The following is a 12,971-nucleotide window of genomic DNA, read 5'->3' on the forward strand; positions in this document are numbered from 1 at the left end:
GCCGCGCACCGCAGCCACCTTCTCGACGATGTCCTCTACGACCCCAGCCGGTCTTCAAGCCCGAGGTGATCGAGATGCCGGCTCCCCGTAGCAGTGCGTACACACCCGAGCTCGTGTGCACGTCCAGCGTCAGCGCCATCCTTGATCTTGCGTGGGTATCCCCGGCTTCAGCCGGGGAGGGGAACGCATCCTTGGTGCGGAGGCGCGAAGCGCCGGAGTTCTCTTCGTTGTCAGTGGCCTCCGCTAGGTTGATCACACATTGGCCGAAGGGGGTGGGTCGGGTGATCCGTGCGTACAAGTTCCTCATGCGGCCCACCGTTGGCCAGATGGTCGCGCTCGGCGAGATGCTGCGGGATCACTGCTCCCGGTCGCCACGCTCGTCGAGCGAACCAGCCGCTACACCGCCATTGGGCGGGGACGGCTGTCTCCCTCATCGGCCTGCCCGTTGAGGCTGGGGGATTGTGTGATCTCGCGCAGGTCAGCCTCGTCCTCGGCTCTGGAGAGTGCTTGTTGGGCCAGTGCTCGCGGGTGGAAGTCGCCGGGTTGGAGATCGGAGAATTCCGGGCCGAGTTCTTGGCGGATCTCGTTCTGGGCGCTGTCGGAGAAGGAGCGGACCTTGCGCAGGAGAGCGGATGTCTCGGAGATCGCCTTGGGGAGTTTGTCCGGGCCGAGGACGACGATGGCGATCACGAAGATGGTGAGGATCTCGAGTGGGCCTATGTCGAAGAACATGTGTGGCCTCCTGGGCGGTGCGGTTCACGAGCGGGTGTCGGCTGGGTGGCTGTGGTCCGGCTCGTGGGGGGTGGGGAGCGGCGAGGGCTCGTCGGGGCTGAGGCCGGCCGCGTTCTTGCGGGCGCGGCGGCGGTCGTTGGCCCAGGAGAGGGCGCAGGCGGCCAGATACAGGGCGGTGATGGGTCCGGCGAGTGCGAGCATGCTGAGCGGGTCGCTGCTGGGTGTGGCGATGGCGGCGAACACCGTGATGCCGATGAGCATGTGCCGCCACCAGCCGGTCATGCGGGCGGCGCTGAGGATGCCGGCGAGGTTGAGCATGATGAGGAGCAGGGGGAGTTCGAAGGAGAGTCCGAAGACGACGACCATGCGGGTGGCGAGGTCGAGGAAGTCGTCGATGGGCAGGATGTTGGTGGCCTGGTCGGGGGCGAAGGAGATCAGTACCCGTGCTGTGGTGGGCAGGACGGCGTAGGCGAATGCGGCCCCGGTCAGGAAGAGGGGGATGCCGGTGGCGAGGAAGGCGAGGGTGTACTTCTTCTCACCGCGGTGCAGCCCCGGGGCGAGAAAGGCCCACAGCTGGTAGAGCCAGACGGGGCTCGCGCCGATGAGACCGGCGGTCAGCGACACCTTCAGGGCGAGGGTGACGGGCGAGAGCAGGCCGTTGGTGGCGATGACACCGCATCGCCCCGAGGCCGTCGTGCCCTCCTCCACGGTGGTGCAGCCCGGTAGGGGTGCGATGACGAGGTCGATCAGCTGCTTGTAGAACAGCCCCGCGACGACGGTCGTCACGATGACTGCGCCGATCGCCTTCACCAGGCGGCTGCGCAGTTCGCGGAGGTGGCCCGCCAGGGGCATGTGCCCCTGGGGAGCCTGGCGTGCGGTCTCGGGGGCTTGGGATATGGCGGTGAGCACGAGCAGACCTCGGTTCCTTCCTCAGGCGCCGTTGGGCGTCAGCGCGGGGCGAAGGCGTCCTGGGAATGGGCCGTGGCGGTGGTCTCCTGCGGCCCGCGCGCCGGAGCGATCTGGCCGGCGGAGTCGGCCTGCGTGGGGGAGGGGCCTTGGGCGGTGGCCTCGTCCTCGCGGTCGCGCATGGCCTTGGTCTCGCTCTTGAGGATGCGCATGGACTGCCCGAGCGAGCGCGCCATGCCGGGCAGGCGCTTGGCGCCGAAGAGCAGGACCAGAACGACGAGGATGAGCAGGACCTCGGGTGCTCCGAGTTTGCCGAACATGCTGTATGCCTTTCGTCTCCGGAGCGGTGAATCACTCCGTCGTGGGGTGGGGTATACGGGAAGGGGCAGGGGAGCGCTGTTGCGCGGCAAAGTCGCTGTCACGCGAAAGGCTTTGTCGGCGTCCAGACGTCCGTGAGGACGAGGTGGCCGCGAGCTCGAGGCGACCGAGCGGCCCGGCTTGGAGGTGAGCCACTGGGCCGCCCCACCGAGCGCGGGCATGTGCCGTCGGGCGGACACGGTCGTCTAGCGGAGCGACCGGAAGCCCGCGCGAAGCTCTTCTGTAAAGAGTTTCGGCTGTTCCCAGGCCGCGAAGTGCCCGCCCTTGTCGGGCTTGTTGTAGTGGATGAGGTGGGGATATGCCTGCTCGGCCCAGCTCTTGGGGGCCTGGTAGATCTCGTCGGGGAAGACGCTCACGGCGACCGGGATGGAGACGCCCTTGGCGGCGACGATGGGGAACTTGTTCTCCCAGTAGAGACGGGACGCAGAAATCGCCGTGTTCGTCAGCCAGTAGAGCGTGATGTTGTCGAGGACATCATCCCTCGTAAGGCCTCCGGGGTGTCCGGCGAAGGCCCGGGAGATCAGTTCCAGACTGCGCCCATCGTGGTCGAGCATGAAGGCCGCCAAGCCGACGGGTGAATCTGTCAGCCCGGTCAGCGTCTGCGGGCGCGTCCCCATGATGCGGGCGTATCCGATGTGCTTGTACAAGAAGTCCAGCTGCTCGCAGGCGCGCTTCTCCTCGTCGGAGAGACCGGCGGGCAGCGGGTTGCCGGACCGGATCGCCTTGTCGATGTCGGGCGGAACCGCACCGGGCAGGCTGGAGTGAATGCCGAGCAGCCCCGCAGGCGCCTGCACAGCCATGAGATCCGTGATGAGCGCACCCCAGTCGCCGCCCTGGGCCACAAACTTTGTGTATCCCAGGCGCTTCATCAGCACTGCCCAGGCGCGCGCGATGCGGTCGGGGCCCCAGCCGGTCGTGGTCGGCTTGCCCGAGAACCCGTAGCCGGGCATCGACGGAATCACCACATGGAAGGCGTCGGAGGCGTCTCCGCCGTGTGCTGTGGGGTTGGTGAGCGGTTCGATGATCTTCAGTTGCTCGATGACCGAGCCGGGCCAGCCGTGCGTGACGATGAGCGGCAGAGCGTTCTCGTGCTTCGAGCGGACGTGGATGAAGTGGATGTCCAGCCCGTCGATCTCGGTGATGAACTGCGGCAGGGCGTTCAGCTTTGCCTCGACCTTGCGCCAGTCGTACTCCGACGCCCAGTAGCGCGCGAGCTCCTGCATCGTCTCGAGCGGCACGCCCTGCGAGTGGTCCGCGACGGTCTCGTGCTCGGGCCAGCGTGTGGACACGATGCGCCGGCGGAGGTCGACCAGGTCCCGCTCCGGGACGCGGATGCGGAATTTGCGGATGCTCCCGTCCGCTGCCGGATGGAGGCCGGCTCCCCTGTCGGCTGCTGCGGCCAACTGGGCGGGGAACAGGCCGAAGGAACCCGCGACCGCGACGGCCGTCGCAGCGGCCGAGGTGGAAAGAAATGTCCGTCGGGAGTGCGGCGGGAACATTTCGGACATGGTGAACCTCCTGGGGGATACGACTTCGCCGTGCAAGGGGTGGGGCGAGCGGGCTTTCGGACGACAGCTGATCCGTCGTGTCGGTAGGCCCTGTGAACGGGCGCGGATGCACGGCTGCCGGTGCAGCCGATGCACGTCAGCGTCCGCAGGTCCGCGAGGGGTGAGGCTGCGGGAGCCGATGTGCGCCGTCACCTCTCTTACGGTGCGCGAAATGAGACAAAAGGTCCATTTAGTTATTCTTGGCAGATTGAGAAGAATGTCTGAACCGTGGGCCTGGAGGGCGGGCTGCCCGCAGCGTGGGGCCGCGGCCCCTCGCCCGATAGAAGGCTATGCTTGATTATTCAGGGGCGATGCATAAGGAAATCTTCATGCTAGATGTGAGACGACTCCGGATCCTGCACTACCTGTCCACCTACGGCACGGTCGCGGCCGCGGCGCAGGCGCTGCATCTGACCGCTCCGGCCATTTCCCAGCAACTCGCGGCGCTGGAACGGGAAGTGGGGCTGCCTGTCGTGGAGAAGCAGGGGCGTACCCTGCGCCTGACCCATGTCGGTGAGCTGCTGGTGTCCCACGCCGACATCGTGCTGAGTGATCTGGCGGCCGCCGAGTCCGATCTGGAGGCCATCCGGGGTGGCGGTCACGGCATCGTCCGCGTCGCCGCCTTCGCCTCCGCGGCCCGCACGTTGATCGCTCCGCTCTGGAAGCGCATCCTCGGTACGGGGGAAGAGGCCGACGTCTCGCTGATGCTGGAGCTCGTCGAGCAGGAGCCCGACGCGGCCCTGGAGGCGTTGCGCCGCCGGGACGTCGATCTGGCCGTCGTCCACGGCTACACGGTTCTGCCGCGGGACTTCCCCACCGGGTGCGAGCAGGCCAAGCTCCTTGAGGAACCTGTCCTGCTCGCGCTCCACCCCGATCACGCCGCCCGCATGGGAATCGGGCCGGGTGAGCCCGTGGATCTGGCGCGCCTTTCCGACAGCTCCTGGCTCACGCCGGGCCCGGAGACGTCCTGTTACGAGATGATCCAGCGGGCCTGCGGTGCGGCCGGATTCGTTCCGGCCATCCGGTCCCGCAGCAGCGACTTCTCCGTGCTGGCGGCGTTGGTTGCCGCTGGGGCGGGAGCGGCCCTGCTGCCCCGCATGACTCTCCCGGACGCGACGCCGGGGCCGATCAGTCTGCATCCCCTCCTGCACCCCGTGACCCGCACGGTGTACACCGTCAGCCGCAGCGGCACGTCCCGGCGCCCCGACATCCGCCACCTCGGGGAGCTCCTGCAGCAGGCAGCAGCCGAAACCACGGCGACCCTGCAGGAGGACCACGGCTGACGGCGCCGTCGCGCTTGCGCGGCGAGGCGTCCGGCGCACCCACTGAACAGCACATAGATGGGTGCTCCCGGTCGCGGCTTTCCTCTTTTGCCGGGTACTTGTCCTGGTGGCTGCGTTGTTCCGGGTTCATGGCGCGGGTGCTGGGGGATGGTGTTGCGGGCAAGTCCTGCCGCGGTGATGACGTTTTTACGGTGGTGAGACCGGCTGGGTGCGGGCGCGGTAGGTGCCGCGGGATGTGGTGATTGCGGGCCCCCTGAAGCGGCGGACTCTGCTCCGGGGCGGTCTAGCTTGTGTCTTTCAACCGCTGGCGCTACTGGCCGCTGTCTCGGGACCCGCCGTCCGCAGCCCAGCCGTCGTGCCCCCCGGGGGACACCGGACGTCGCCCCGGTCGGCAGGCCATGGCGGCCGAAGTGCCCGGATCAGGTTCCGGGCCAGGCTCCGGCGCCTGATCCGCCGCCAGTCATCCAGATTGACTCGCCCCCATCCCGATCCAAGGAGAAGCCATGACCGAGACCTACGACCCCCGCCGCACCGCGGTCCTGCTGGTCGACCGTTCACTGAGTTTCAACGAATGTCAGTGATTCGCCCATTACTGGGCGAAGGTCCCCGTCTCGCTTGATCCCGGGAGGATCGCTGCGGGGTAGACGCTTCACTGCCACCTGCCCCGCGAGGCGGGGTCTTACGGTCGGCTCCGCGTCCGTTTGCCGTCTCCGGGCCACTCCCGGCGACGTGCCGCTTCACCAGAGCGGCGAGGTTGAGTGCTGCGTTTTCGACGCTCGGTGAGGCTGTCGCACAGCTGCTTGCCTCCAGTCGTCAGGGGCTGGTCTGGGCCTTCAGGCGGAAGATCTTGTTTATGTTGTGCACGGTGCCGACAAGTTTGATCTCGGTGTCGACCGCGTCGTTTCCGGGCGGTGGAGCTGACGTCCGAATCGTTGGAAGAGCTGGGCGAATCCGGGCTTCACCCTCGACTCGGGTCAGGTGTCGCTCTCCCGGGCGGGGGCGCCGCCGGTGGCGAGTCTCATAAGCGGTGTGTCGAAGTCGACGGCGGCGATGGTGTGTTCGGCACGGGTTGCGTTTCCGCCGAAGGTGTGCCGATAGCCGGACCAGGCGCGGTCGGCGATGGTGTGGCCGACCCCGCTGGCCATCAGAGCCGTGAGTTCGGTTGTCGCGCGGTCGATGCGCTGTCCGAGCGTTGGCGCGCTCCAGTCCTCGGGTGCGGCGAAGACCGATGTCGGGACGGTGAGTGCGCGCAGGTAGGCGAACAGGGGGCGGAGCTGGTCTTCGACGACCAGTGCGTGACGGCTACTGCCGGCCGTCGCGGACAGCAGGGCTGGTTTCGCGACGATGAGGTCGGTGTCGAGAATGTCGAAGAACGACTTGAACAGGCCGCTCACACCGGCGGTGTAGACCGGGGTGGCGGCGATCAGGCCGTCCGCGGCAGCGAGGTCCCGGATCGCCGGCTGGAGGCGCTCGCCGGGGTGCCCGGAGACGATTGCCTGCGCGATGTCGACGGCGAGCGGGCCGAGTTCGATGACGTGGGTTGCTGCGGCGTGTCCTTGTTCGCGAAGCGAGGTGACGGTCTTGTGCGCGATGCGGTCGGCGAGCAGCCGGGACGAGGAGGGGTCGCTGGTTCCCCCGCTGACGACCACGAGGGTGAGGGGGCTGTCCGATGGGCGTGTGGTGTCGGCCATGGGTCAGCCGACCTGCGGGTAGCGGGCCGCGAAGGCGGGGTCGCTGTCCTGGTAGGGCGAGGCGCCGGTGACGTTGTCGCCGCGGTTGGGGTTCGGGCGGGGCCGGCGGGGCTGCGCGTCGCCGTACTTCGCCTTGACCAGGCTCGCGTGGGTGGGGGCCTCGGGGACGCCGGGCGCGCGGAGTGCGGCCATCTCCTTGCGGAGCACGGGGACGACCTCGGTGCCGAGGAGCTCGATCTGCTCGAGAGCGGCTTCGACGGGAAGGCCCATACCGTCGACGTTCCACAGCTGGCGCTGGTAGTCGCCGAAGCGCTCTCGGAAGGTCATGGTCTTGTCGATGACTTCCTGCGGGCTGCCGACGGAGAGCGGTGTGAGCTTCATGTACTCCTCGAGCGAGTTGCCGCTGAACATGGGAAAGCCGTTGAAGTAGGGGCGGAACGCCTTGACCGCGTCCTGTGACTTCTTGGCGATGTAGACGTGGCCGCCGAGTCCGACGATCGCCTGTTCCGGGGTTCCGTGCCCGTGGTGGGCGTAGCGCTGCCGGTAGAAGGCGACGAGTCGTTCGAAGTGCCCGTGGGGGGCGAGGATGTTGTTGGCGAAGAAGCCGTTGCCGTAGTAGGCGGCCTGCTCGGCGATCTCGGGTGTGCGGATGGAGCCGTGCCAGACGAACGGCGGGACGTCGTCGAGCGGGCGCGGGGTCGAGGTGAACCCCTGCAGTGCGGAACGGAAGTTCCCCTCCCAGTCGACCACGTCCTCGCGCCAGAGCCGGTGCAGCAGGTTGTAGTTCTCCAGTGCGAGCTGCACACCCTTGCGGATGTCCTGGCCGAACCACGGGTAGACCGGGACGGTGTTGCCGCGGCCGAGCATCAGGTCGACCCGGCCCTTGGCGAGGTGCTGGAGCATCGCGTACTCCTCGGCGATGCGCACCGGGTCGTTGGTCGTGATGAGGGTGACCGAGGTGCTGAGCGTGATCCGCTCGGTGATCGCCGCGATGTGCCCGAGGAGGGTGGTCGGCGAGGAGGGGACGAACGGCGGGTTGTGGTGCTCGCCGATGGCGAAGACGTCCAGACCCACCTCCTCCGCGCGTTTGGCCGTGCGCACGATTGTGTCGATGCGCTCCGCCTCGGTGGGGGTGCGGCCGGTGACCGGGTCGCGGGTGACGTCGCCGGCTCCGAAGATGCCGAATTCCATGGTGATTCGTCTTTCTCGACGGTGGGATCGGTGGTTCAGGAGTCCAAGCCCAACGGGCCCAGGAGGGGGAGCGGAGGACCTGGCGCTCGTCGAGTCCGGCCGGCCCCTTCCCGGTCTGGAAGGTGTCCTTCACGCGCCATCTGGATCCGGCGACCCTCTCCAGCGTGGCCGGGGGCACGGGTTCGGGTGACCAGCAGCGGTAATAGGCGGGTTCGCTGGTGGCGCGGTTGCGGAGGATCAGCAGCTGGCGGCTGCTGGGGCCGGGTCGGCAAGGCTGACCACAGCCCAGTCGTACCAGCGCTGTCCTTTGGCCCCGGGCCCGGCCGACAGCCTCTGCCAGGCCCGCTTGGGGATCTTCCGCCAGGGTGTCGGCCCGGACCTTCCCGGCACTGGTGATGACCTCCGTCGAACAGGACACGGCGAGGACGTAGCCCACTTCGCGAGCTTCCAGGACGGCACGCAGGTGCGGGTGACACCGTAGACCTCGCGCCCGCCGCCCATCCGGCCCTGTCCGACATCCGGATCATCCGGGCCGCGAGTTCCGGTTTGGCTGCCAAGGAGGTGTCCTCATCCAGCCCCGCCCGCCGGCAGCTGTCCGGGTCCTCAGCTCAGGAGCGGGGGATGTGCAGCTCACGGCCCACCGCGGCGTGCCCGACTCCTGCGCGGCGTAGACGAGGTGGGCCGCGACCTGGGCGTTCAGCGACCGTGCAGGCGCCCTTCGTCAGGTCCCGGTCTCGCCGACCATCGGAATGGCCTGGTCGTTGCGAAGGTGTTCGACGACGTAGTCGCGGACGTCGTCCGCGTCCCAGGTCGCCCGGCTGAACAGGCGCTGCATGCCGTGCGGCGTGGCCTCCGCAGCCCACTCCGCAATCGTTCGGCAGTTCTCAGGCGGCGCGGCGATGCATGTAGGCGAGAACTAGCGCGTGCCCGCGGCCAGCCGCGCCGCGATCGTCGCCAGGCGCTCGCCCTGGTAGCGCGCGGCCTCGAGGGTCTCGTTGCCGGGGGCGCCGGCGCCGCCGGCGTGCGAGGTGCCGTAGGGGTTGCCGCCCGCGCCGTACACCACCGGGTTGGTGAAGCCCGGTGAGACGATGATCGAGCCCCAGTGGTGGAGCGTGTTGTAGAGGGCGAGCAGCGTGGACTCGTTGCCGCCGTGCGCGTTGTGGGCGCTGGTGAAGCCGGTGGCCGGCTTGTCGGCCATGACGCCCTGCTGCCACAGCCCGCCCGTGGTGTCGAGGTACTGCTTCAGCTGCGCCGCGATGTTGCCGAAGCGCGTGGGCGAGCCCAGCGCGTACGCGTCCGCCCACGTCAGGTCGTCGAGCGTGGCGACCTCGACGTCCTTCGTGGCCTCGACGTGCTCACGCCACGCCGGATTGGCGTCGATGGCCGCGTCCGGGGCCAGCTCCGGCACGCGGCGCAGCCGCACCTCGGCGCCGGTCTTCTCCGCGCCTTCGGCGACGGCCTTGGCGAGGTGGTGCACGTTTCCGGTCGAGGAGTAGTAGATGACAGCGACCTTGGCGTTCATGATGAGGCCCCTTCCCAGGGAGAGATAAGCGGATACCAATCCGGTTGTTCCGGTGCGACCGAGTAAACCGGATAGCTATCCGCTTGGCAAGTGGGTTCGGTAACCTCACGGGATGGCTGACAAGCGCGGCCCAGGTCGCATCGAACTGGCGGCCCCCCGGACGAGCGCGCCGACGCCGCGCGCAACGACGATGCCGAACAGCCGTGCTCCACGGCGAGGCCATCGGCGATTTGCCTTCACGGCTGTTGACCCAGGAGCTGATCGAGGCCTGCCTTGATTTGCTCTGGGGTCGCTCCCTTCTCGGCCGTGAGATGGCGGAACAGGCTGGGTGCGAACGGTGCGAGCAGTAGATGGGCGAGGACGGCCGCGTTCGCATCGGGCCGCACCTGGCGCAAGAGCATCGACACATGCGTGTGCATGGCCAGGTATGGACCGCTGGTGAAGCGCGCGGACGGTGAGGCGGCCTCCACGGCGGACATCAGAGTCTGCTGGTCGGCGATGTAGTCGACGAAGGCGTGGAGGAAGGCGCGCAGCCGGTCGGCGGGCGGTGCGCCCGGCCCGAGCGGGGCGGGGCCGCTGAGGAACCGCGCCTGGAACTGCCGTTCGCGGTCGTCGAGCAGCGCCATCAGCAGTTGTGCGACATCGCCGAAGCGGCGGTAGACCGTGCCCACGCCGATGCCGGCGGCCTGGGCCACGGCGTTCATGGTGATGGCGTCGGGCCCATGCTCGGCCAGGAGCCGCGCGGCCGCATCGAGGATCTTCTCCCGGTTGCGCGCGGCGTCCGCGCGCTCGGCCGGGGGCTGCCCGGTGACTGCCAGTTCGATGCGGCCTGGGCCGCGCTTGTCTCCCATCCCATGAGGTTACCGAACCCACTTGCTAAACGGATAGTCATCCGCTTTACTCGGGTCTCAAGCGGATAGATATCCGCTTACCTCTCCCTGGGAAGGGGCCTCGTCATGAGCGCCAAGGTCGCGAGCGTCTGGCGACGATCGCGGCGCGGCTGGCCGCGGGCGTGCGCTAGTACGGCCGCGCTCGCTGTCGCGGCATCCGAGGGCTCTTGCGGCGCTGGAGGGAGGGGCGTGAACCGTCTGGTCGCTTCGTCGGCGAAGTGGGTTTGATGGTCCGCCATGTAAGTGGTGGGCGGTGACGTCGAAGCGGGAATGCGCAGGCTGTCAACGCTTCGCGTGCGCGAGCGACGCCGCAGCGCACAGGTGCGGAGTTGGAGATTGTTGAGTCTCTCTGCGCCGCGCAGCCTCGAGTGCGGAAATGCAATCCCGCAGGCATTTTTGTCCAACCTGACGCCCGTCCGATCCGATCGGCCGACGCAAACATACCCCGTCGCTTCGCTGAGCGGCGGTGAATCACTTTAGGAGTGAACGATGACATTTCAGGTACTGGCCGACAAGGTGGCCCTCGTGACGGGCGCGGCCGGCGGCATGGGGGAGGAAACCGCGAGGCTCTTCGCTGAAGCCGGCGCGCGGGTCGTCATTGCTGATTTCAATGAGGAGCAGGGCCGCTCGGTGGCCGACGCGATCCAGCAGTCGGGGGGAGAGGCCTTCTTCGTCAAGGTCGACATCTCGGACTCGCAGCAGGTGCAGGCAATGATCGACCAAGCAGTTCAGCGTTTTGGGCGCTTGGACGTGGCGGTCAACAACGCCGCGATCGCTCCGGACAAGCTGCCGGTTGCAGACTTCGACGAGGGCTACTGGGATCGGCTCATGGCGATTGACCTGAAGGGCACGGCACTCACCCTGAAGTACGAACTGCGACAGATGATCAAGCAGGGTGGGCGCGGATCAATCATCAACATCGCGTCGACCAGCGCCTTCCGACCGCAGGGTGGCGACGTTGCCTACGCGGCGGCCAAGGCCGCCGTCGTCGGCATGACAAAGGTGGCGGCGATCGAGAACGGGCAGCACGGCATCCGGGTCAACGCCGTTGCGCCGGGCGCCATCGACACCCCGATGCTCCGTGCTTCACTCGACGCGAAGGGCATGACCATGGAGGAATTGACTCCCAAGATGAGTCTTCTCAACCGCTTGGGGCAGGGCCGGGAAATCGCACAGGCGAGTCTGTGGCTCGCGTCCGACCTGTCCTCTTACGTCACCGGTGTGACCCTCCCCGTGGATGCTGGCTACACCAACCGCTGATTCGCCCGCGTGAGCGCCGCGCACCCTTGCGGCGCCTGCCCACCGTCGCAGGGCCTGTGCCCTGACGGGTCGCGACGCCGATGGTCAAACCGTCGCAGCAGACGCGGGAAGGTTCGCTGATTGCCCTCGGCCCAATCGGCAATCACCTCCGCCATGTAGGCCCGGTCCCGGGCCTACATGGCGAGCGATCAGCACTTGCCGTGACGCTTGACCGGAAGCAACCACGTCAGGTTACCTAGTAAGAACGACATCTCCCCTTCGGAAACTAGGTCATGCAGCAGATTACCGAAGCGGGAGTCCGTACCCATCATGAGATGGCGCCGGAACATAGGAACAGGCCATCACTTCGCCGTCGCCTCACCGCCCGGTGACGCAAATTCCCCCAGTCCTCCTTCCGCTGCGCCGGAAGATCCATTTCAGTTCTGGAAAACGCCATGCCCTCATCGATACCTCAGCCCATCGACTTCCCGTGCCGGCCGGTAATCGCCAACTACGCGAATGCCCGGCACCGTGGAGGAGCAGCGTCCGAACGCCTGCGGGACCTGTAACTTCCCGGACAAGGGCGGCATCGCCGCCCCGCAGTGCGCACTTTCTCGAGGCAGCAGACGTGAGCCGAGCCCTCTCCGGTAGTGGCCGTCCCGACCGGGAACGGCATACGGGCGTGGGAAACGGCGAGAGTGGCCGCCGAAGCCCACCGACAACCTTCATCACCGAGCTCGTACGGTTCGAGCACGAGACCATGCCGTTCCTCGACCGGTTGTACGTAGCCGCGACGCAGATGACATGTGACCGCGCCGACACAGACAACCTGGTTCAGCAGACGTATCTTCGGCCTTCGACGCGTTCGGATCGTTCGCCGAGAGGACCAGCCTCAAGGTTTGGCTGCTTCGGATCCTGGCCGACACCGCGCTCGGCGCCTGTGGCGAGCGGCAGTGCCCGCCGAGCTCTGACTTTTCGACAGGACGAGCCAGCTGCCGATTGCGGGGAGAACAACACCCGAGGTTCCCTGTTCCCCAGACGCTTAGAGCGCAGGCCCTGGACCGGCTACCCGACCGTGATGTGAGGGCCACGCTTCGGCAACTCCCGCGAGAGTTGGCAATGGTTGTGTACCTGGCTGACGTCGAAGACTTCTCTCCCGCGGAGATAGCCGATGTCCTGGGCATCTCCCCAAGCACCGCGGCATCCCGGTTGCACCACGGACGACAACGTTTGCTCCGGCTGCTCACCGACGCCGCACGCCGACGCGGCTTGCTCGACTGACGACCGCCCCGGGGCTCGCTGCCAGCAGTTGTTGCCGAGAGTGCTTGGCACGCCTCGATAAGCCCCTGCCAGAGCGGGGCCGCCGATCCCGGCACGTTTCGCGAGTTGATCTCCGTGTCGAGTTGTGGATTGGTCGAGGGCCGATGCTGGCGGGGCCGATGGTCGACTACGGCTGCTTCTTGGTGAACTGACCGGTGGCTTCGTTCACGTTCAGCGACAGCGTTGTCGGCGAGTTTCAACAGCGGTTGGTGATCAGCGGGCCCGCGGATGTTCACGCGGAATGACGTCACCGGGCCGAGCGTTGCTCGTCG

11 protein-coding genes and 1 pseudogene are annotated in these 12,971 nt (G+C 67.6%); 3 read left to right on the top strand and 9 right to left on the bottom strand.

Annotation, left to right across the window (positions count from 1 at the left end; genetic code table 11):
• Positions 1-396 precede the first annotated feature (396 nt).
• The 4 genes from tatB to OG766_RS36520 form a co-directional block, all read right to left on the bottom strand.
• On the bottom strand, positions 397-732 hold the full coding sequence (gene tatB / locus OG766_RS36505) for a Sec-independent protein translocase protein TatB (RefSeq protein WP_328727394.1): 336 nt from the start codon (positions 730-732) through the stop codon (positions 397-399).
• Positions 733-756: 24 nt separating this feature from the next.
• Complete coding sequence (gene tatC / locus OG766_RS36510) at positions 757-1,584, bottom strand: twin-arginine translocase subunit TatC (RefSeq protein WP_328727583.1); 828 nt, start codon at positions 1,582-1,584, stop codon at positions 757-759.
• Positions 1,585-1,679: 95 nt separating this feature from the next.
• Positions 1,680-1,958 carry a Sec-independent protein translocase subunit TatA gene (gene tatA / locus OG766_RS36515; protein WP_328727395.1) on the bottom strand — a complete coding sequence of 93 codons (279 nt, stop codon included), beginning with the start codon at positions 1,956-1,958 and terminating at the stop codon, positions 1,680-1,682.
• A gap of 243 nt (positions 1,959-2,201) precedes the next feature.
• On the bottom strand, positions 2,202-3,524 hold the full coding sequence (locus OG766_RS36520) for an epoxide hydrolase family protein (RefSeq protein WP_328727396.1): 1,323 nt from the start codon (positions 3,522-3,524) through the stop codon (positions 2,202-2,204).
• 368 nt (positions 3,525-3,892) lie between these two features.
• On the opposite strand from OG766_RS36520, the gene OG766_RS36525 reads away from it, so the two are divergent.
• A complete protein-coding gene (locus tag OG766_RS36525; protein WP_328727397.1) occupies positions 3,893-4,846 on the top strand; it encodes a LysR family transcriptional regulator in 954 nt (317 codons plus the stop codon).
• Positions 4,847-5,820: 974 nt separating this feature from the next.
• Here OG766_RS36525 and OG766_RS36530 read toward each other — a convergent pair.
• The 5 genes and pseudogenes from OG766_RS36530 to OG766_RS36550 form a co-directional block, all read right to left on the bottom strand.
• Complete coding sequence (locus tag OG766_RS36530) at positions 5,821-6,537, bottom strand: CE1759 family FMN reductase (RefSeq protein WP_328727398.1); 717 nt, start codon at positions 6,535-6,537, stop codon at positions 5,821-5,823.
• Positions 6,538-6,540: 3 nt separating this feature from the next.
• Complete coding sequence (locus OG766_RS36535) at positions 6,541-7,728, bottom strand: LLM class flavin-dependent oxidoreductase (RefSeq protein WP_328727399.1); 1,188 nt, start codon at positions 7,726-7,728, stop codon at positions 6,541-6,543.
• A 49-nt stretch (positions 7,729-7,777) separates the two neighbouring features.
• Positions 7,778-8,620: pseudogene (locus OG766_RS36540) on the bottom strand (IS701 family transposase); the annotation flags it as partial.
• Between the two features lie 24 nt (positions 8,621-8,644).
• Positions 8,645-9,250 carry an NAD(P)H:quinone oxidoreductase gene (wrbA, locus tag OG766_RS36545; RefSeq protein WP_328727400.1) on the bottom strand — a complete coding sequence of 202 codons (606 nt, stop codon included), beginning with the start codon at positions 9,248-9,250 and terminating at the stop codon, positions 8,645-8,647.
• Between the two features lie 236 nt (positions 9,251-9,486).
• Positions 9,487-10,101 (bottom strand): TetR/AcrR family transcriptional regulator, encoded by a 615-nt coding sequence (locus tag OG766_RS36550; protein ID WP_328727401.1) that lies wholly within the window; start codon positions 10,099-10,101, stop codon positions 9,487-9,489.
• Between the two features lie 528 nt (positions 10,102-10,629).
• On the opposite strand from OG766_RS36550, the gene OG766_RS36555 reads away from it, so the two are divergent.
• Both OG766_RS36555 and OG766_RS36845 read left to right on the top strand, forming a co-directional pair.
• On the top strand, positions 10,630-11,400 hold the full coding sequence (locus OG766_RS36555; RefSeq protein WP_328727402.1) for an SDR family NAD(P)-dependent oxidoreductase: 771 nt from the start codon (positions 10,630-10,632) through the stop codon (positions 11,398-11,400).
• A gap of 1,059 nt (positions 11,401-12,459) precedes the next feature.
• Positions 12,460-12,660, top strand: a complete 201-nt coding sequence (locus tag OG766_RS36845) for a sigma factor-like helix-turn-helix DNA-binding protein (RefSeq protein ID WP_423247153.1) — start codon at positions 12,460-12,462, stop codon at positions 12,658-12,660.
• Positions 12,661-12,971: the final 311 nt, after the last annotated feature.

The organism is Streptomyces sp. NBC_00259 (assembly GCF_036181745.1).
In the GTDB taxonomy this organism is placed as follows: domain Bacteria; phylum Actinomycetota; class Actinomycetes; order Streptomycetales; family Streptomycetaceae; genus Streptomyces; species Streptomyces pratisoli.